At 68.2% G+C, this 18,794-nt stretch carries 16 protein-coding genes, 1 other RNA gene and 2 pseudogenes; 10 read left to right on the forward strand and 9 right to left on the reverse strand.

Going from position 1 to position 18,794, the window contains the following annotated elements; translation table 11 throughout:
- Positions 1-16: 16 nt before the first annotated feature.
- Positions 17-1,774 (forward strand): 2-oxoglutarate dehydrogenase, E2 component, dihydrolipoamide succinyltransferase, encoded by a 1,758-nt coding sequence (gene sucB, locus AB2L57_RS12110; protein ID WP_409047198.1) that lies wholly within the window; start codon positions 17-19, stop codon positions 1,772-1,774.
- Positions 1,775-1,846: 72 nt separating this feature from the next.
- Here the strand turns inward: sucB and AB2L57_RS12115 are convergent, their stop codons facing one another.
- Positions 1,847-3,199, reverse strand: a complete 1,353-nt coding sequence (locus tag AB2L57_RS12115) for a hypothetical protein (protein WP_409047199.1) — start codon at positions 3,197-3,199, stop codon at positions 1,847-1,849.
- A gap of 144 nt (positions 3,200-3,343) precedes the next feature.
- On the opposite strand from AB2L57_RS12115, the gene AB2L57_RS12120 reads away from it, so the two are divergent.
- A complete protein-coding gene (locus tag AB2L57_RS12120; protein WP_292813687.1) occupies positions 3,344-4,054 on the forward strand; it encodes a DUF4191 domain-containing protein in 711 nt (236 codons plus the stop codon).
- 5 nt (positions 4,055-4,059) lie between these two features.
- Here AB2L57_RS12120 and AB2L57_RS12125 read toward each other — a convergent pair whose 3' ends face one another.
- Positions 4,060-4,455, reverse strand: a complete 396-nt coding sequence (locus AB2L57_RS12125) for an RDD family protein (protein WP_292813689.1) — start codon at positions 4,453-4,455, stop codon at positions 4,060-4,062.
- A 136-nt stretch (positions 4,456-4,591) separates the two neighbouring features.
- On the opposite strand from AB2L57_RS12125, the gene glnA reads away from it, so the two are divergent.
- The 7 genes from glnA (at position 4,592) to AB2L57_RS12160 (ending at position 11,530) form a co-directional block, all read left to right on the forward strand.
- Entirely contained in the window at positions 4,592-6,016 is a 1,425-nt protein-coding gene (gene glnA / locus AB2L57_RS12130) for a type I glutamate--ammonia ligase (protein ID WP_409047200.1), read from the forward strand.
- 599 nt (positions 6,017-6,615) lie between these two features.
- Positions 6,616-6,930: a hypothetical protein gene (locus tag AB2L57_RS12135; RefSeq protein ID WP_409047201.1), complete on the forward strand. Its 315-nt coding sequence runs from the start codon at positions 6,616-6,618 to the stop codon at positions 6,928-6,930.
- Positions 6,923-7,573, forward strand: coding sequence for a nucleotidyl transferase AbiEii/AbiGii toxin family protein (locus AB2L57_RS12140; protein WP_409047202.1), 651 nt, complete (start codon positions 6,923-6,925; stop codon positions 7,571-7,573). Before AB2L57_RS12135 ends, AB2L57_RS12140 begins: the two co-directional genes overlap by 8 nt.
- Positions 7,573-8,847, forward strand: coding sequence for a DUF6880 family protein (locus AB2L57_RS12145; protein ID WP_409047203.1), 1,275 nt, complete (start codon positions 7,573-7,575; stop codon positions 8,845-8,847). The genes AB2L57_RS12140 and AB2L57_RS12145 overlap by 1 nt, the downstream gene beginning before the upstream one ends.
- A gap of 364 nt (positions 8,848-9,211) precedes the next feature.
- Complete coding sequence (locus AB2L57_RS12150; protein ID WP_409047204.1) at positions 9,212-9,502, forward strand: DUF6412 domain-containing protein; 291 nt, start codon at positions 9,212-9,214, stop codon at positions 9,500-9,502.
- Positions 9,503-9,606: 104 nt separating this feature from the next.
- Positions 9,607-10,350, forward strand: coding sequence for a YidC/Oxa1 family membrane protein insertase (locus tag AB2L57_RS12155; RefSeq protein ID WP_409047205.1), 744 nt, complete (start codon positions 9,607-9,609; stop codon positions 10,348-10,350).
- Positions 10,351-10,621: 271 nt separating this feature from the next.
- Positions 10,622-11,530 (forward strand): oxygenase MpaB family protein, encoded by a 909-nt coding sequence (locus tag AB2L57_RS12160; RefSeq protein ID WP_409047206.1) that lies wholly within the window; start codon positions 10,622-10,624, stop codon positions 11,528-11,530.
- Between the two features lie 50 nt (positions 11,531-11,580).
- Here AB2L57_RS12160 and AB2L57_RS12165 read toward each other — a convergent pair whose 3' ends face one another.
- From AB2L57_RS12165 to AB2L57_RS12185, 5 genes and pseudogenes are all read right to left on the reverse strand, one after another.
- Entirely contained in the window at positions 11,581-11,874 is a 294-nt protein-coding gene (locus AB2L57_RS12165) for a hypothetical protein (protein WP_409047207.1), read from the reverse strand.
- Positions 11,875-12,068: 194 nt separating this feature from the next.
- Positions 12,069-12,284: pseudogene (locus AB2L57_RS12170) on the reverse strand (transposase); the annotation flags it as partial.
- Positions 12,285-12,409: 125 nt separating this feature from the next.
- Positions 12,410-15,415, reverse strand: a complete 3,006-nt coding sequence (locus AB2L57_RS12175) for a bifunctional [glutamine synthetase] adenylyltransferase/[glutamine synthetase]-adenylyl-L-tyrosine phosphorylase (protein ID WP_409047208.1) — start codon at positions 15,413-15,415, stop codon at positions 12,410-12,412.
- 16 nt (positions 15,416-15,431) lie between these two features.
- Positions 15,432-16,769: a glutamine synthetase family protein gene (locus AB2L57_RS12180; RefSeq protein ID WP_292814572.1), complete on the reverse strand. Its 1,338-nt coding sequence runs from the start codon at positions 16,767-16,769 to the stop codon at positions 15,432-15,434.
- A gap of 33 nt (positions 16,770-16,802) precedes the next feature.
- The gene (locus AB2L57_RS12185) at positions 16,803-17,027 is read right to left on the reverse strand and encodes an SPOR domain-containing protein (protein WP_292814575.1); all 225 of its coding nucleotides are present in this window, start codon (positions 17,025-17,027) and stop codon (positions 16,803-16,805) included.
- Between the two features lie 73 nt (positions 17,028-17,100).
- On the opposite strand from AB2L57_RS12185, the gene ppgK reads away from it, so the two are divergent.
- Positions 17,101-17,856 (forward strand): polyphosphate--glucose phosphotransferase, encoded by a 756-nt coding sequence (gene ppgK, locus AB2L57_RS12190; protein ID WP_292814578.1) that lies wholly within the window; start codon positions 17,101-17,103, stop codon positions 17,854-17,856.
- Positions 17,857-17,864: 8 nt separating this feature from the next.
- Here the strand turns inward: ppgK and rnpB are convergent.
- Positions 17,865-18,223, reverse strand: an RNA gene (gene rnpB / locus AB2L57_RS12195) — RNase P RNA component class A.
- A gap of 35 nt (positions 18,224-18,258) precedes the next feature.
- Positions 18,259-18,750, reverse strand: a pseudogene (locus AB2L57_RS12200) (bifunctional 3'-5' exonuclease/DNA polymerase); the annotation flags it as partial.
- Positions 18,751-18,794 lie beyond the last annotated feature (44 nt).

An 18,794-nucleotide genomic window follows, 5' to 3' on the forward strand; every position in this document is an offset into this window, starting at 1 on the left:
TGAAGGAGACACCGTCATGAGCACATCCGTCGTCCTCCCCGCGCTCGGTGAGAGCGTCACCGAGGGAACGGTCACCCGCTGGCTCAAGCAGGTGGGCGACGAGGTCACCGCCGACGAAGGCCTGCTCGAGATCTCGACCGACAAGGTCGACACCGAGATCCCCGCGCCCGTCTCGGGAATCCTCGAGGAGATCCTCGTCCAGGAGGACGAGGTCGTCGAGGTCGGCGGCATCCTCGCCACCATCGGCGACGGAAGCGCAGCTTCGGGCGATGCTCCCGCCCCGGCGGAGGCGGAGCAGCCGTCGGACGAGGCTCCCGCAGAGGCAGAGCAGCCCGCAGCCGCCGAGCCGCCGGCTCCCGAGCCCGAGGCACCCGCGGCCGAGCCCGCAGCCGCCGCTCCCGCCGCGGCCTCGGATGATGCCACATCGGTCGTTCTTCCCGAGCTCGGCGAGAGCGTGACCGAGGGAACGGTCACCCGCTGGCTCAAGCAGGTGGGCGACGACGTCGCCGTCGACGAGCCGCTGCTCGAGATCTCCACAGACAAGGTCGACACCGAGATCCCCTCCCCCGTCGCCGGCACGCTGCAGGAGATCGTCGTGGGCGAGGACGAGACCGTCGCCGTCGGCGCGGTCCTCGCCAAGATCGGCAGCGGTGCGCCCGCCAAGGCCGCCGAGCCCGCAGAGCCCGTCGAGGAGCCCGAGGCGCCCTCGACCGAGAAGCCCGTCGACGAAGACGTCCCTGCCGCCGAGACGAGCGAGAAGGCCCCCGAGCCGGAGCCCGCTCCGGCCGCGGCGGCCCCCGCGGCGTCCGCTCCCTCCGAGCCGGCGGCGCCCGCACCCGCACCCGCCGCGGAGGGCGACGACGAGCGCTCGTACGTCACGCCGCTGGTCCGTCGCCTCGCGGCCGCACAGGGCGTCGACCTCGCGACCGTGAAGGGAACCGGTGTCGGAGGACGTATCCGTAAGGAGGACGTGCTCCAGGCCGCGGCCGCAGCATCCGCACCCGCACCCGCTGCCGAGACGCCGGCCGCCCCCGCCGCGCCGAAGCTCGAGGTGTCGCCGCTGCGCGGCACGACACAGCCCATGTCGCGTCTGCGCAAGGTACTCGCCGAGCGCGCCGTCGCATCGATGCAGGCGACCGCGCAGCTGACCACCGTGATCGAGGTGGATGTGACCCGCCTCGCCGCGTACCGCGACAGTGTGAAGGCCGAGTTCCTCGACAAGACCGGCGACAAGCTCTCGTTCCTGCCTTTCTTCGCGCTGGCCGCGGCTGAGGCTCTTCAGGCCTACCCGGTCGTGAACGCCACCGTCGACGGCACGGACATCGTCTACCCCGCGAGCGAGAACCTCTCGATCGCGGTCGACACGGAGCGCGGCCTGCTCACGCCCGTGCTGCGCGACGCGGCCTCGAAGAACCTCGCGGAGATCGCGCACGAGATCGCCGACCTCGCCGGCCGTACGCGCAACAACAAGCTCAAGCCCGATGAGCTCTCGGGTGGAACGTTCACGCTGACCAACACCGGTTCGCGCGGCGCGCTCTTCGACACCCCCGTGGTGTTCCTGCCGCAGTCCGCGATCCTCGGCACGGGCGTGGTCGTCAAGAAGCCGGGTGTGGTGAAGGTCGACGGCGTCGAGGCCATCGGAGTCCGCTCCTACGTCTACCTGGCGCTCTCGTACGACCACCGCATCATCGACGGTGCCGACGCCGCGCGCTTCCTCAGCGCGGTGAAGACGCGTCTAGAGGCCGCGGACTTCGCCGCATCGCTCGGGATCTGACATCTCCTCACGAAGGCGCGGTCATCCCTCAGGGGAGGCCGCGCCTTCGGCGTCCGCGCATGTGTCTCGCCCTCACGGGAGACGCTGGGTCTCGGTCACGTCTCGGATGCGCCAGCCGCCGTCGCGGATCACGAGCACGACGAGCTGGGCCGGCATCGTCTCGGCGAGGTCTCGAATTCGCAGCACGGCGACGCCGCCGAGGTCGTCGAGCAGCTCGATCGCGCGGGCGTCGGGGGCGAGGTCCACGGCACCGGCCGGCAACAGGGTCTGCGCGGGCTGCTCGAAGACGCCCTCGAAGCACTCCTGCGCATCACCTGCTCGGGTGCAGTCGGCGCGCTCACGAAGCAGGCCGTCGAGAGCGGCGACGGGGTCCTGCGCCGCCTCTGCAAGACCGGTCGGCCCCGCGGGCTCGGACACGGCGGTCGCACCATCAGGGTCCATCGGAGCGCTCGAAGGGCCGGGAACCGGGTCCGAGCGCGGCGAGGTCGTCTCGAGCGATCCACGGTCTGCGGACTCGGCGGGATCGGTGGGCACAGGCCACAACAGGCCGCCCGCCACGACGACGGCGGCGGCGGTGGCCGCCGCGACGATCCACGGCATGCGCCTGCGCGCGACGAGTTCGCTCCCCCGCCGCCGCGTGCGGTCGACGGCATCCGACATCAGATCGCCGAGTCCCTCGTCCACATGTCGGCGCAGCATCCGCCGGACCAGTCCTGCAAACCCGGCGGGCGCGGCGTCCTCGACGACGGGGGCCGTGGCGTCACCGCGCGGCCGGAGGCCCGTCACGCGGCGCGGGGTGAGCTGTTCGCGGTCGAGGGCCCTGGCCTGCCCGAGGGCGAAGACAGCGGGCTCGAGAGGCGCCACGTCCGCGCCCTCCGCGATCGCGGAGGCGAGCCGCTCGACCACGGCCGCACCCGTGTCGAGGTCGCAGGTGTGCGCGATCTCTCTCAGCACGGATGTGGTCGCCTCGATCGCGGGCGCCGAGCCGACGGCATCCCAGACCAGAACCGGCATGCCCTCGTCGGTGAGCCACCAGGCCGCCCCGCGCTCGGGCGTACGGCGGGCATGATCCCAGCCGCGCAGGAGGCTGGCGGCGAGCGTCACTATCTCGCCGGCGCTCAACGGTGCCGCGCCCGCAGCACGCCGGGAGAGGAACGCGGTGATCGATTCGACGCACCACGGCAGCACCGCATCGTGACCGTCCGGGCGCCTGGCGATGTCTCGCGCGGCCAGCACATGGACGTTGTCGTCCGCTCCGCGCCACGCGGGCATGACCTGGATGTCGACGAGGAGCACCGCCTGTTCTCCTTCTCGGGCCAAGACCGCCGGGAAGGGTGTCTCCGGAGGCACGAGCGAGCGCACGGGTCGGTAGGCGCCGGCGAAGACCGGCGAGGGCGAGGGGGCGGCTACGCGGTCGTGATCCACGTCGCCAGCGTCTCAGTACCTCCGCGTCGATCGATTGAACCGGCTGTGCGTGGAGGACGACAGCCGCCTCACCCCCGCTGGGGAGGAGCCGACGGCGCGGACTCGGGCCGATCTGCGGTGCGCGGCGAAGGTAGGCTGGATGTCATGGCAGCACGCAGCACGGCGCCCGAGAAGCGCCCGGGATTCTTCTCTCAGATCCGAAGCCTCTACTCCTTCACCCAGCAGGAGTTCCGCTTTCTGCCCTGGCTGCTGATCGGCATCCTCGTCGTCGCGATCGGCCTCGGCATCCTTCTGGGCTTCCTGATCCAGCCGGTGCAGTGGTGGACCGTGCTGCTCTGGGGGATCACCGGCCTGCTCGCGGGCGTGCTCATCTCGCTGATGACGATGACACGCCTGTCCACCAGGGCGATGTACGTCAAGCTCGACGGCATGCCCGGAGCGGTCGGACACGTCATCTCCACATTCCTCGGTCGTGGCTGGACCGCCTCCGAGATGCCGGTGGGCGTGAACCCCAAGACGCAGGATGCCGTCTACCGGGTCATCGGGCGCGGCGGCGTCGTGATCATCGGCGAGGGCGCCAAGGGGCGTCTCTCCCGCCTCGTCGGCGACGAGCGCTCCAAAGTCACCCGGGTGGCCCATGGCGTTCCCGTGCACGTCTTCTACATCGGACACGGTGACGGAGAGGTGCCCATCAAAGACCTCGCCAAGACGATCAAGTCGCTGCCGAAGAAGCTCGACAAGGCCACGATCGGCGCCGTCATCAAGCGCGTCGACTCGATCTCGCAGGGCCTGAACTCCCTTCCGATCCCGAAGGGGATCGATCCGACGAAGGTGCGCGCGCCCCGTCCGCGCTGAGTCCGTCAGGACCTGACGAGCACCGTCCCGGCCGCCTTGTCGTGCAGGCCGCGCTGGTCCGCGTCCCAGATGACCGCCGGGATCACGACGATCAGCAGCGCCGTACGCAGGATGGGACGCCACAGCCCCACCCATCCGCCGCCGACGCGCTCGAGGCGCAACCCGAAGATGCGGTGCCCGGGGCTCCCCTGCAGCGTGGGCAGGAAGGCGATCTGGATCAGTCCGAAGATCGCGAGGATCGCGAGCGGGTCGAAGGCGAAGAAACCGGAGATCAGATACGCCGCGCCGTAGTCGATGAACAGCGCACCGACACGTCTGCCCAGCCGGGCGACCGAGCCCGCACCGGTACGCGGGAGACCCAGTCTGCGGCCGGGAAAATCAGCGGGTTCGATCGACGTCACCACGCCAGCGTATACAGCGGCGCGTAACATGCCGGAAACATAGGCGTCACTGCCGGGCAACGCCCCGTCGATAGGTTTCCAGGGAAGCCCGCACACGCGGGCGGCAGTTCCCGAATGCCCTACCTCTGGAGACTCCATGTTCAGTGATTCATCCGAGGTGCTGAAGTTCATCAAGGATGAGGACGTCAAGTTCCTCGACATCCGATTCACGGATCTTCCTGGTGTGCAGCAGCACTTCAACATCCCGGCCTCGACCGTCGACGAGGAGTTCTTCACGGTCGGTCAGCTGTTCGACGGTTCCTCCATCCGGGGTTTCGCGAACATCCACGAGTCCGACATGCAGCTGATCCCGGACGTGTCGACGGCCTACCTCGACCCGTTCCGTGAGGCGAAGACGCTCATCATGATCTTCGACATCTACAACCCGCGCACGGGCGAGATCTACCACAAGGACCCGCGTCAGGTCGCCAAGAAGGCGGAGAAGTACCTGGCCTCCACGGGCATCGCCGACACCGCGTTCTTCGCCCCCGAGGCCGAGTTCTACATCTTCGACGACGTGCGTTACGAAGTGAAGCAGAACTCCAGCTTCTACTCCGTCGACTCCGAGGAGGGCGCCTGGAACAGCGGCCGCGTCGAAGAGGGCGGCAACCTCGGCAACAAGACGCCGTACAAGGGTGGCTACTTCCCCGTCAGCCCCGTCGACAAGACCGCCGACCTGCGCGACGACATCACACTCAAGCTCATCGAGTCGGGCTTCGTGCTCGAGCGCTCGCACCACGAGGTCGGCACGGGTGGCCAGCAGGAGATCAACTATCGCTTCGACACGATGGTGCACTCGGCCGATGACATCCTGAAGTTCAAGTACATCGTCAAGAACACCTCCGAGCAGTGGGGCAAGGTTGCGACCTTCATGCCCAAGCCGCTCTTCGGCGACAACGGCTCGGGCATGCACACGCACCAGTCGCTGTGGCTCGACGGCAAGCCGCTGTTCTACGACGAGGCCGGCTACGGCGGCCTCTCCGACATCGCCCGCTGGTACATCGGCGGACTCCTGGCCCACGCGCCCGCCGTCCTCGCCTTCACCAACCCGACGCTGAACTCCTACAAGCGCCTGGTCAAGGGCTACGAGGCTCCGGTCAACCTGGTCTACTCGGCCGGTAACCGCTCGGCGGCCATCCGCATCCCCATCACGGGCTCGAACCCCAAGGCCAAGCGCATCGAGTTCCGCGCGCCCGACGCCTCAGGAAACCCGTACCTCGCCTTCGCGGCGCAGATGATGGCGGGCCTCGACGGCATCAAGAACCGCATCGAGCCGCACGAGCCGGTCGACAAGGACCTGTACGAGCTTCCCCCCGAGGAGGCGAAGAACATCCCGCAGGTGCCGAACTCGCTGCTCGACTCGCTCGAGGCGCTGCGCGCCGACAACGAGTTCCTTCTCGCCGGCGGCGTCTTCACGCCCGAGCTGATCGAGACGTGGATCGAGTACAAGATCGAGAACGAGATCAAGCCGATCGCGGCGCGCCCGCACCCGTTCGAGTACGAGCTGTACTTCGGCGTGTGAGTCAACAGGGACGAATGCGTAGGACTGCGTAGCTACACGTAGCACTGCGTATCTCGCGAGAGCGAGATACGCCCCGGAGTTCTCATAGACTCCCTGAGCCCCGGTTCCTCCTGGAATCTCTTGATTGAGACCGGTTGGGCCGGGGCTCAGTCGTTTCCGCACGTGAGAAACCCGAGAAGGGATCGTCTTGTTCGTGACCGGTACACCGACGGTAGAATAACGATATGGACACCACCTCTCCGGGTCTGGCTCGTGAACTGGGCGTGAGTCTTCCCACAGTGCATCGCGCACTCGATTCCCTCGGGGTGCCTCGCGCCGGTCGCGGCCACGTGCGGAAGATCCCCGACGGTACGTTGGCGCGACTGCTCGCCGCGCGAGGCGCCTCGCCACGGCATCCGACTCCGGCTTCCGAGCTTCGGGTTCTCGCTGCACTCTCTCGCGCCCCGCTCGGGGTGCCCAGCGCGCGAAGCGTTGCGGCTCAGGCAGGGGTGAGCACGACCACGGCGTCGAAAGTGCTGAATCACTTGGCCGCGACGAATCTGGCTTCGCAGACATCTTTCGACGTCGCGAGCGGAAGGGCACGGCGTGAGCTGAGGTGGATGGCGAATACCGCAGCATGGCCTGAGGATCTCCGCCGCACCGTGCGACGGACTCGATTGCCTCACCAGGAGTCCTCCGCAGCTCCGCTCCCCCGCTCGCTCCACCACCTCTTCTGGAACGCCGACGTCTCGAAACTCTCTCCCGACGTGGATGGCAGCTACATGGCCGGTCGTCTGCTCGAGGCGCCCGATCTTCGCGCCTGGCGCTGGGCGCTTGCCAATATCTCCCCGCACGACATCGACAACGCCATATCCCGACGCGGAGTGAACCCACGCATCAAGTCCCTCGTCGCGAATTGGATGCGCGGTGAGTGAGAGCATCGACGACCTGTCCTCACTCGTCGGCGTTCTCCCGGCAGGGACGCTGAGAGCCTGGCGCACACTCGCGCCCGTCGTCCCCGCTGCGGCCTACCTCTCCGGCGGCACGGCGCTCACCGCGCATCTGCGGCACCGAGTGAGCCGCGACCTCGACTTCTTCACCGAGGAGAGCTTCGATAGCCGAGCCCTCGACGCCGCGCTGAAGTCTGTCGGCGCCTTCGCCCCCACGCTCGCCGAGGACGGAACCCTCAATGGCGTATTCGAGGACACGAAGGTACAGTTCCTCGACGCGTCGTCGCAGCGACTACTCGAGCCCACGACCCAGTTCGGCGGCATCCGCCTGGCCAGCCTCGCCGACGTGCTCGCGACGAAACTCAAGGTGATTCAGGACCGCGGCGCTCTTCGCGACTACTTCGACCTGATGCTCATCGACGAACACATCCCGATCGAAGAAGGCCTCGGCCTCCTCGTGCAGAAGTATCAACCGGTGGCGCCGGCCGGCCTCATCGCGAATGTGGTCCGCGGGCTCGGGTATCTCGACGATGTCGAAGACGACCCCTCGCTCCCGATCCCCCGCACCGACATCGAGTCCTTCTGGAGACGACGCCAGCCCGAGATCATCAAGGAAGTCGCGCTCTGATGGTTCCTCCCGAAGACCTCCTTCCCCTCCCCGAAGTTGTGCTCCCGCTGATTCGGGCGAGCAGCCGCGATCTCTGGCGCTACGCCGCCGCCAACGAGCAGGGCGCCCGTATGCATGAAGGAGTGGAACTGCTCGAGGTTGCGCTCGAGGATCCGGACGCGCTCCCGTCGCAGGGCATCCGGGCACCAACCCCGCGGGAGACCCACACAACCACGCACAAGGCGCTCGCCAGCGCGATCCGCGTGATCGCCCGCGCCGACGACTCCGCCGGCATCATCGGCGACGCGTGCCGCGCCCTCATCGAATTGCATCCGCACACTGCAGCGGTCGCCGGAGTTCCCGGGGTCAAGCTCGCCGACTGGGTCTACGACTTCCATTTCGACGATGACGTCGACTACTTCGAGTTGGACCCCGTCGCCTACGCCCCGGCGCTCGGAGAGAAGGGGCTCGCTCGGCTCCGCGCCCGGATCGATGCGCTACGCGCCGAGATCTCACCTGTCGAGCCGAGCCAGCGCTTCTCACGCCACGACCATCGAACGTTCGTTGTCGAATGGTTCGACAAGCGTTTCGCGGTCCTGGATCGCGACCACGACGCGATCATCCGTACGCACCTTCGCGATGGGCGCGTCGCCGCCTGGCATGAAGACGTGGCCAAGGCCTTCGAGGAGATCGGCTCGACCGACCTCGCGATCCACTGGGCCGAACGAGCGACCTTGTTCGACCACGGGCACCAGGCGCGCCGCGCCGCCGATCACTGGTGGCGCCTGCACCAGGAGCATCGTCCGGAAGCCCTTCCGGAATCCGCCAAGACGATCTTCGACCGCTGGCCGACCGCAGGGACCGGCGCGCGGCTCGTCGCGGTGACCGGAGAGGATGCCATCGACAGTGTGCAGGAAACCCTCGCGGCCCGCCCTACCGAGCTCGTCCGCTTCCAGCTCGACACGATGCGCGATCCACGACTCGCGTGGACGAGTGCCGAGCGACTCGCACTCGACGAAGCCGGAGTGTGGGCGGATCTAGCGAAGGCGTACCTGCCCTTCGACCCGATCGCCGCGATAGGGGTCCAACTCCGCCTCGTCGCCGGGACGCTCATCGAGGCGAACACTCGGAAGTACCGACCCGCTGCCCGCGAACTCGCGAGCATCAGAAAGACCGCGGTGACCAGCGGTGCCGAGGCGATCGCCGTCGTGGACGACACCATCGCCGATCTGCGTGATCGCTACAAACGACGCCCCAGCCTCATCGCCGCACTCGACCGCGCGCGACTGCCATGACCATCGAACGTGCACGTCGACGTCGGCAGGCTACAGTATCGCGACAAGAACTGAGCCCGATGCAGACGTTGCGGTGCGCACCAACACGCCCCCGTGCGCACCAACACACGGGAGTACGTGCCCGACGACCGCACGAGCTGTACTTCGGCGTGTGAGCTCACAGGGGCGAATGCGAAGGATTGCGTAGCAGCACGTGCGTCGATGAGCCCCGGAGGTCTCCTCCGCCTACTGAGCCCCGGCTCCTCCTGGAATCTCTTGACAGAGATCAGGTGAGCCGGGGCTCAGTCACGTGCGGACGATGAGCGGTCGCCGAACCTCCGCTCATTGAACGCGAGTGCTACGGTGGGCCCATTCCAGTCGGGAGGTGAGTGACGCGATGATCGACGCGATGACTTCCTTCTTGCAGGTTCTGCTCTCCTCCTCCAGCGTGATCGGCGCTTCCGACGCTGGTTTGGTGGCGATGTGGGCTGTCGTCTTCACGGCCGCCGTTCTTGTTGTCCTGCTGCAGGCCGTGTGTACGCCCGGATCCATTCAGGCTTCTCTGGTTCGTCCCGACCGAGCCATCGATGCATCGGTCGCGGTCGCGCAGAGCGATCCGGATGCTGCCGGGCACACGCGTTCTCGCGCTCCAGGGATCGCGGCTGCGGCCGCGTAGCGCGTCGACGCTCCCCCACCCCGTCCCGACCGGGGTGGGCTCTGCGTTCGTCGATGTCGGACGTGGTCGCTCAGCGACCACCTCCACATCGACGAACGGACCTCATGGACCTCTCCTCTTTCCCGCCCATCTCGGCCACTCTGGATGCGGCGTACGCGCTGCTGATGGGATTGGCATCGCTTCTGCAACCGATCACGGGTGACGCATCGGCGGCCATCGCCATCGTGCTCCTCACCGTGATGGTCCGCGCGATCTTGATTCCCACGGGGGTCGCCCAGGCGAGGGCGGATCAGACCCGCGCGCGCGTGGCACCGAAGCTCCAGATGCTGCAGCGCAGATACAAGAACGATCGGGAGCGTCTGCAACGCGAGACGATGAAGCTCTACACCGACGAAGGAGCGTCCCCCTTTGCCGGATGCCTCCCTGTTCTCATCCAGGCCCCGGTCGTCGGCATCGTCTACATGCTCTTCCTGAACGTCACCATCGCCGGCCACCCGAACGACCTGCTCGCCGAACAGCTGTTCGGCGTCTCGCTGGGGACGAGCCTCGCCGGAGCCGTCGGGAGTGGAACGCTGTCGTGGGCCGCCGCAGCAGTCTTCGGCGCGGTGATCCTGTGGATCGTGGTGATCGCAGAGATCACCCGACGGGTCTTGCGTCCTCTTCCCGGGCCGGCAGTTCCTCCTCAGGCGCGCGAACGGGTGCTGGGTCTGGTGGGTCTCTTGCAGTTCGGTACGGCAGTCGCCGCCGTGTTCGTTCCGCTGGCCGCCGCGCTCTACCTCCTCGTCACAGCGTCTTGGACACTCGCGCAAAGGCTGCTCCTGCGGCGGCGATTCCCCCACCCCTGGTGAGAATCGGTGCCACCCGCACGAACGCTTGAGACCGTGCTGTGGGCGCCGGGAGAAGGTGCATCGTAGGCTCAGACCTATGGACCCGAAGGTGCGTGGATGGATGGTTGCCGGCAGCGCACGCTTCGCAATGGTTACAGTCCTCGCCAAGGAGCGCCGCGCCGCGCGGTGAACCACCGGCTGAGGGCGCGCGGCGTCGCACTGAAGGTCCGATCTGGGATCTCGCTGGATATCTCTCCGCCCTCTTGTCCGGTGGGCATGGCACGCTGGAACGATGAAACGTCCCGCACTTCGCGCGCGGCTTCTCACGGCGCTCGCGGGCGATCCGGACGGCACGCCGCGGTGGGTGCGCGAGCTCGCCGACGGCGATGACGACGGGTACTTCCCCGACGGGGGCGCGGTGTTGACGGTTCATGCGGGAACCGCAACATTTGTCGCCGGCATCCGGGCGCTGCTCATCCAAGCCCTTCACCCCGGCGCGATGGCCGGCGTGCACGACTTCTCGCGCCACCGCGAGGATCCGATCGGGCGCCTGACCGGTACCGTTCGCTGGATCATCTGCGTCACGTACGGCTCAACGACGCAGGCGCAGCAAGAGACAGCGCGCGTCGGCCGGATGCACGAGCGAGTCGCGGGGACCTACGAGACGGATGCCGGCGCTCGCTCCTATTCGGCGTCGGACGCCCGTCTCGTGGAATGGGTGCATCTCGCGTTCACCGAAGCGTTCCTCGGTGCGCACGAGCGTTGGGGCGGTCCGATTCCCGGAGGTGCCGACGAGTATGTGCGCGAGTGGGCGACCGCCGGGCGTCTCATGCGCCTGCAGAACCCGCCCGAAACCGAAGCCGATCTGCGCGAGAGGATGCGCGGATTCCTCGTCGGCGGAGAGCTCCGCCGCGACGAGCGCGTCGACGAGGTGGTGCGGTTCTTGCGTGACGTGCCCTTCACTGGCTCGATGCGAGTCGCCTACCGCGTGCTGTTCGCCGCCGCTGTTGCGAGCCTGCCGCGGCCGTACCGACAGCTGCTCGGTGTGCGTCGCACGGTCCTGCCTGTCGTGACGGCGACGCGGCTCGTGCTCGCGATATCGCAACGCGCTCTCGGTTCGGGTCCTCGCGCGCAGGACTTCGCTCGTGAACGGCACCGCCGCCTCGCGCTCGAACAAGCCCGGGTCCACCCCGAGAGGTGAGCCTCACCCGAGCAAGCAGTGTAGGAGGGGCCTATCTCGGCGCTCAGATGTCAGTTCGCGGAATCCGGGTCGAGTCGATTGGGGCGGCCTCGTGCCCCACGCCACCCGGCGAGGAAGGCGACCGACAGGAACCCGATCGTCAGAACTACCAATCCGAGGATCGTCGTATGGGACAGGAACACGCCGCCACCATCGGGAACGAACGTCGCATCGGAAGCCGGCTGAAACGCGAACCAGCCGAACGTCACCGGCGTCAGCAACCCGATGATCAGCACCACAGCCCCGATGCCGATTACGCCACTGGCAATCGCCCAGGCCAAGGTCGATCTGTTACGTTCACTCACGCGTCGACACTATCGATGCGCGAGACGGTGGGATCCCCTATTCGGACAGTACGCGCTGGAGGTTGGTGTGTGTGCGGAGCCAGTCGGCTGGTGTAACCGTGCCTTCGGCCTTCCTCGTCGCGGATACGCGCAGCTTCAAAGGCGGTCGCGATCCGCCGAGCTGCGCGGGACGAGGTGAAGGCGAGAATCGCCACGGTTGACCGGGTCTTGGGGCGGGTCCCGTTGCGGCGTGTGGTCCGCTCCGGGGTGCGCTCGTGCGGGGCTGCACCGATCTTCACGGTCGCTTCCGCGTTGATCAGGTCCTGCAGGCCGGCCTGCAGCATCCGGCGGAACACGTCCGAGTGGGCGAGGTCGGGGTCAGCGAGGACTTCGCCGATCAGGGTCGTCAAGGCAGACTGGTTGTGGGTCATCGTGGGATCACTTCTTTGCTTCTTGGCGGAAACAACTGGGTATCCCACGATGGCCCCCCTACGTCAACGACGACGAGGACCCCGCGGGAAGTGACACCACACTATGGGGCTCACCCTCGACGCGCTCAGCCGTAGAAGAGCTTCTCGAACACGCGGCGGGCGCGGCGCGCTGTGCCGAAGTAGTCCTCTTCGACCTGGGTCGCCGAGCGCGGCGGGTAGTCGAGGATGCGGCCGATGCCATCGAGCTGACGCCGGTCGGTGGGCAGCACATCGCTGGTCTGGCCCGACAGGAGCGTGTTCGCCGAACGCAACCGAGTCGACAGGTGCCAGGCCTCGGCCAGCCGGCCGGCCGATGTCTCGCCGATGAGACCGGCCGCGACGGCGGCATCCAGCGCACCGAGGGTTGACGTCGTCCGCAGTGAGGGGTGCGCTCGCGCGTGCTGGAGCTGGATGAGCTGGACGAGCCACTCCACGTCGCTGAGGGTGCCCGGGCCGAGCTTGAGGTGACGCGCTCGATCGACACCCTGCGGAAGGCGCTCGTTCTCGACGCGCGCCTTGATGCGCTTGATCTCGCGAAGGCCCTTCTCATCGGGATCGACGGGATAGCGGAGGTCGTCCGCGAGCTGCATGAACGCGCGGATCAGCTTGACGGATCCTGCAACACCACGAGCGCGCAGGAGCGCCTGCGCCTCCCACGACAGTGACCAGCGACGGTAGTACTCCGCGTACGACTCCAGCGAGCGCACGAGCGGTCCGGTGCGGCCCTCCGGGCGTAGATCCGCATCGAGATCGAGAGGCACGCGGTAGTCCTCCGACACACGGCGCAGCTCGGTGACGATCTTGCGAGCGAGCTCGTTCGCGCGCTCAGGAGCGACTCCTTCGGGCCGATACACGTACAGCACGTCCGCGTCGGACCCGAACCCGAGCTCCGCTCCCCCGAAGCGCCCCATCGCGATGATCGCGAAGTCGAGATCCGCGTCCTCGGGAGGCACGACCTGCCGTCGCACGGCGCGAAGCGTCGACTGCAGCGTCACCTCGGTGATCGTCGTGAGGCTGTCCGCCAACTCCTCGATCGTCAGCACACCGAGCACCGCCGCGACGGCCGTGCGCAGCAACTCGCGGCGCCGCAGCGATCGCACGGCGCGCATCGCGTCGTCGATCGTCTCGTGCCGCTTCTGGATGGCACGCGCCTCCTCCTGCAGCACCACTCCCGGGCGAGGGCGCAGGTCGGCGTCGTCGTCGAGCCATGCGACGGACTCGGGGATCCACTCCATCAGCTCCCCGACGTATCGTGAACCCGACAGCGCGCGGGTCAGCCGCTCGGCGGCACCCGATGAGTCGCGCAGCATCCGCAGGAACCAGGGTGTGTCGCCGAGCCGCTCGCTGATCCTTCGGAATGCCAGCAGTCCGTAGTCGGGGTCGACCCCGTCGGCGAACCATCGGATCATGACGGGCATCAGATGCCGCTGGATCGTCGCCTTGCGACTCAGACCGCTCGTGAGGCTGCCGATCGTGCGCAACGCCCCCGCGGGATCCCGGAATCCGATCGCCGCCAGACGATCGTGCGCCTGCTCGGTGGAGAGCTCGCGCTGCTCTTCGGGCAGCGACGCGACCGCCGAGAGAAGCGGCCGGTAGAACAGCCGCACATGGATCTCGCGCACCTCTCGCTTGACGCGGTCCCACACCTCCTGAACTCCGGCACCGGTCTGCGCGAGTCCGGACGAGCGCGCGAGGGTGCGCAATCCCTCGGGTGTACGCGGCATGAGATGTGTGCGGCTCAGGCGCACCAGCTGCAGCCGATGCTCGAGCAGGCGCAGCACACGGTAGTCGTGTGCGAAGGCCGATGCTTCGGTGCGTCCGATGTACCCCCCACCGACGAGAGCGTCGAGCGCATCGAGGGTGCTCCGCTGCCGGATCGACTCGTCGGTGAGCCCGTGCACCAGTTGCAGCAGCTGGACGGTGAATTCGATGTCGCGGATGCCGCCGGGCCCCAGTTTGAGCTGATACGGCACATCGTCGGCGGGGATGTGCTCCGTGACCCGCTCCCGCATGCGCTGCACCGAGTCGACGAAGTTCTCCCGCGCGCCGCTCGTCCACACCTTGGGCTGGACGGCCTCGACGTAGTCGGCGCCGAGCTGCTCGTCTCCGGCGATCGCGCGGGCTTTGAGCAGAGCCTGGAACTCCCAGCTCTTCGCCCAGCGCTCGTAGTACGTCAGGTGCGAATCCAGCGTGCGCACCAGCGCGCCCTGGGATCCCTCGGGCCGCAGGTTCGCGTCCACCTCCCAGAGCGGGGGCTCGACCTCGAACTCCGATACGCCGCGCATCGTCTGCACGGCGAGACGCGTCGCGATGTCGATCACCCGGCTGGCGCCGATCCGCTCCATCGCCTCCGGAGAGGCACCACCGACGAAGATGACGTCGACGTCCGAGACGTAGTTCAGCTCGCGCGCACCCGTCTTGCCCATTCCGATGATCGCGAGTCGGGCGTCTGCGACGGCCTCGCGCGAGAACAGGGCGCCGGGCGCGAGACCGGGCGTCGAGATGCGCGTCCGCGCCACCGCGAGCGAGGCTTCGAGTGCTGCCGCCGCGGCGTCGGCCAGAGCCGCGGAAACGGCGCGCACGGCCTCCACCGCATCCGGGGCGAGCAGGTCGAACACCGCGATGCGCGAGACGAGGCGCCGATAGCCGATACGCAGCGCCACCCACGAGCTCTCACCGCCGTCCTCGGCGAAACCGTCCACCGCGCCGACACTCTCGAGCAGGTCGTGCTGCATCTGCGCCGCGCTGGGCAGTGCGATGTGCGGCGTGCCCAGATGCACGATCTCCTCGGGATGCCGCGCGTAGAACGCGCCGAATCCCTCCGATGCCCCGAGCAGCGCCCACACCGCGCGACGCCCGTGCGTCGTGGCGAGCACCGCACGCAACGGGCCGGAATCACGGCGGGCGACCGCGACGAGCCCCGCGGTCGCGCAGTCCGGATCGGCCGCGGAGGCAGCATCCGCCACCAGCTGTTCGCGGGGCACACCGATCAGACCCTCGAGCTCGGCCAGGCACGCATCGGCCGCCGCCAGATCGGCGAAGCCGATCCGCGCGAGTGCCGTCAGCGCCGACGAGCGCTCGGGAGCTGCCATGCGGGGAGGATGCCGGTCAGAGCATCTCGAGGTTGCTCTTCAGCTCGAACGGCGTCACCTGGTCGCGGTACGCGGCCCACTCGCGACGCTTGTTCTTGAGCACATAGGTGAAGACCTGCTCGCCGAGCGTCTCGGCGACGAGCTCGCTCTCCTCCATGTACTCGAGCGCGTGGTCGAGGCTCGTCGGCAGCGGCGCGTATCCGAGCGCGCGGCGCTCGGAGTCGCTGAGCGACCAGACGTTGTCCTCGGCCTCGGGGGGAAGCTCATACCCCTCCTCGATGCCCTTGAGACCGGCCGCGAGCATGAGCGCGTACGCGAGGTAGGGGTTGGCCGCCGAGTCCAGCGCGCGGTACTCGACCCGCGAGGACTGGCTCTTGTTCGGCTTGTACATCGGCACGCGCACGAGGGCCGAACGGTTGTTGTGTCCCCAGCAGATGAAGCTCGGAGCCTCGTCGCTGCCCCACAGGCGCTTGTAGGAGTTGACGAACTGGTTGGTCACGGCCGAGATCTCGTTGGCGTGGCGGAGTAGGCCGGCGATGAACTGCCGGCCGACCTTCGACAGCTGGTATTCGCCGCCCTCTTCGTAGAACGCGTTGACATCGCCCTCGAAGAGGGACATGTGCGTGTGCATGCCGCTGCCGGGGTGGCCGCTGAGGGGTTTGGGCATGAACGTCGCATAGACGCCCTGCTCGATCGCGACCTCTTTGATCACCGTGCGGAAGGTCATGATGTTGTCGGCCGTCGCGAGCGCGTCGGCGTAGCGCAGATCGATCTCGTTCTGCCCGGGGCCGCCCTCGTGGTGGCTGAACTCGACCGAGATGCCCAGGTCCTCGAGCATGCGCACGGAGCGTCGGCGGAAGTCGTGCGCCGTGCCGCCCGGCACGTTGTCGAAGTAGCCGGCGGAATCGACCGGCTCGGGTCCGTCAGCGCCGTACGAGGACGACTTGAGCAGGTAGAACTCGATCTCGGGATGCGTGTAGAACGTGAACCCGCGCTCGGCGGCCTTGGCGAGCGTGCGCTTGAGCACGTGCCGCGGGTCGGCGACGGCGGGCTGCCCGTCGGGGGTGGTGATGTCGCAGAACATGCGCGCGGTCGGGTCGATCTCGCCCCGCCACGGCAGGATCTGGAACGTCGAGGGGTCGGGATGAGCCAGCAGGTCGGACTCGAACGACCGGGTCAGACCCTCGATTGCGGATCCGTCGAAGCCCAAGCCTTCGGCGAAGGCCCCCTCGACCTCTGCCGGGGCGATCGCCACCGACTTGAGTGTTCCGATGACATCGGTGAACCAGAGTCGGACGAACTTGACGCCCCGCTCCTCGATCGTCCGCAAGACGAAATCGCGCTGCTTGTCCATGCTTCCCTCCGCGGCGTCAGGCCGCTCTCCAGCCTAGTGGCGCTCGGGGTCCGTGCCCGGCGCAGACGCGCCCCACGCGTCGTCGCGGGCATCGTCGTCCGCCCACGCGCGTGATCGCTGCTTCAGCAGCTCGGGTGCGTTCGCCGCCTCTTCGGCCGTGTCGAACGGGCCGACGCGGTCGACCGCGGGTGACGCGTAGCCCTGCTCCACAGCCCTGGTGGACAGGTTGTACCAGTACTTGTTCTCGGTCTCCGACACGTCGGTCCCCCTTGATTCGTCGTCCGTGTCGATCCTACTGATGGGGTGGGCGGCCTTGGCTAGGCTGAGGACCATGGCGAAGAAGACGGACCGGGCTGTCGGGGTCGACATCGGAGGCACCGGCATCAAGGCCGGCATCGTCGATCTCGAGGCCGGCGAACTGGTCAGCGACCGCATCCGTGTCAGCACCCCCGAGGGTGCCGCTCCGAAAGACGTGCTCGCCGCCGTGATCGAGGTGCTGGAGCGCCTCGGCGGCGTCGAGGACCGCCTGCCGCTCGGCGTCGCCTTTCCCGCCATCGTCAAGCGCGGACGCACACTGTCGGCCGCGAACGTGTCGGATGCATGGCTGGACTTCGAGGCAGAGGCCTTCTTCGAGCAGGGACTGGGCCGCGACATCCACTTCGTCAACGATGCGGATGCCGCGGGCATCGCAGAGGTCCGCTACGGCGCCGCGCGGGGTCAGGAGGGGCTGACGATCCTGACGACGCTCGGCACCGGAATCGGCTCGGCGTTCATCTACGACGGGATGCTGATCCCCAACACCGAGCTGGGGCACCTGAACTACAAGGGCGAGTCCATCGAGCGATACGCCGCCTACTCGGCGATGGAGCGCGAGGAGCTGACGTGGGAGAAGTGGGCCAAGCGCCTGCAGAAGTTCTACACGCACGTCGACTTCCTGTTCTCCCCCGACCTCTTCGTCGTGGGAGGGGGCGTGTCGAAGCACCCCGACCGCTTTCTGCCGCTGCTGGATGTGAAGACGCCGATCGTCCCGGCGGTGCATCGCAACAGCTCGGGCATCATCGGTGCGGCGGCCCTCGCGGGCGACTGAGACGGGGGCGAATGGGCCGGCCTGTACGCCGGGTTCTGTCCGGGGGCACGTGCCCCGTGGACGGTCATCTCTCTCGGCGACACGTTGCCGTGCCGCTCCAGCGGTCTACCCGGGGACTCGGCGGGCCGCGTCAACATCCCCTGTCTGACCTTGCTCCGGGCGAGGTTTACCGTGCGGGCCGTGTCACCACGGCCCCGGTGGTCTCTTACACCACCCTTTCACCCTTACCGGGGTCTCCCCCGGCGGTCTGCTCTCTGTGGCACTGTCTCGCGGATCGCTCCGGGTGGGTGTTACCCACCGCCCTGCCCTGCGGAGCCCGGACGTTCCTCGGTGCGCTCGCGCGCCACGCGACCGTCCAGCCGACCCATTCGCAGGTGCGAGTCTAGCCGCCGGCGACCCTCGTCAATCCTTGCCGGCGGTGCGCGAGATCCGGAGGTCGAGGGGGAAGTCGAGCGGGAAATCGCCGAAGAGCAGACGCCCCGCGGATGCCGCCGCCTCTCGCACGGCGTCCGCCACGGCCTCGGCGAGCTCCTCCGGGGTGTGCACGATGACCTCGTCGTGCAGCCAGAAGACGAGGTGGGGATCGTGGGCGAAGGCCGGTCCCGAGGCGCGCGCGGGCGGTGCGGTGACCGGGCGGGTGAGCGTTCGCAGCCGCGCGCGCAGGTCCGCCAGCCACACCAGAGCCCACTCGGCGGCGGTGCCCTGCACGACGAAGTTGCGCGTGAAGCGGCCACGGTCGCGGGCGGTGCGGCGCGCGATCGCCTCGTCGGCGGGCGTGGCATCGAGGGCGTGCGCCCGGGACTGCAGCTCCCGCCACGCCTCCAGGGGCGGCGGCGATGTGCGCCCCCACCACGTGGAGACGACCCCACCCTGCTCCCCCGTCGCCGCCGCCGCGAGGATCGCGTGGCAGAGCCGCAGATCATGGCAGCGCTCGACGC

It is taken from the genome of Microbacterium sp. HA-8 (assembly GCF_046111165.1).
GTDB lineage: Bacteria > Actinomycetota > Actinomycetes > Actinomycetales > Microbacteriaceae > Microbacterium.

What these genes read in the sequence shown, in the direction of transcription:
- ppgK (WP_292814578.1), top strand. Translation starts at nt 17,101, where the DNA reads ATGGCGAAGAAGACGGACCGGGCTGTCGGGGTCGACATCGGAGGCACC.
- AB2L57_RS12135 (WP_409047201.1), top strand. Translation starts at nt 6,616, where the DNA reads ATGGCGAATACCGCAGCATGGCCTGAGGATCTCCGCCGCACCGTGCGA.
- AB2L57_RS12145 (WP_409047203.1), top strand. Translation starts at nt 7,573, where the DNA reads ATGGTTCCTCCCGAAGACCTCCTTCCCCTCCCCGAAGTTGTGCTCCCG.
- glnA (WP_409047200.1), top strand. Translation starts at nt 4,592, where the DNA reads ATGTTCAGTGATTCATCCGAGGTGCTGAAGTTCATCAAGGATGAGGAC.
- AB2L57_RS12155 (WP_409047205.1), top strand. Translation starts at nt 9,607, where the DNA reads ATGGACCTCTCCTCTTTCCCGCCCATCTCGGCCACTCTGGATGCGGCG.
- AB2L57_RS12175 (WP_409047208.1), bottom strand. Translation starts at nt 15,415, where the DNA reads ATGGCAGCTCCCGAGCGCTCGTCGGCGCTGACGGCACTCGCGCGGATC.
- sucB (WP_409047198.1), top strand. Translation starts at nt 17, where the DNA reads ATGAGCACATCCGTCGTCCTCCCCGCGCTCGGTGAGAGCGTCACCGAG.
- AB2L57_RS12160 (WP_409047206.1), top strand. Translation starts at nt 10,622, where the DNA reads ATGAAACGTCCCGCACTTCGCGCGCGGCTTCTCACGGCGCTCGCGGGC.
- AB2L57_RS12180 (WP_292814572.1), bottom strand. Translation starts at nt 16,769, where the DNA reads ATGGACAAGCAGCGCGATTTCGTCTTGCGGACGATCGAGGAGCGGGGC.
- AB2L57_RS12120 (WP_292813687.1), top strand. Translation starts at nt 3,344, where the DNA reads ATGGCAGCACGCAGCACGGCGCCCGAGAAGCGCCCGGGATTCTTCTCT.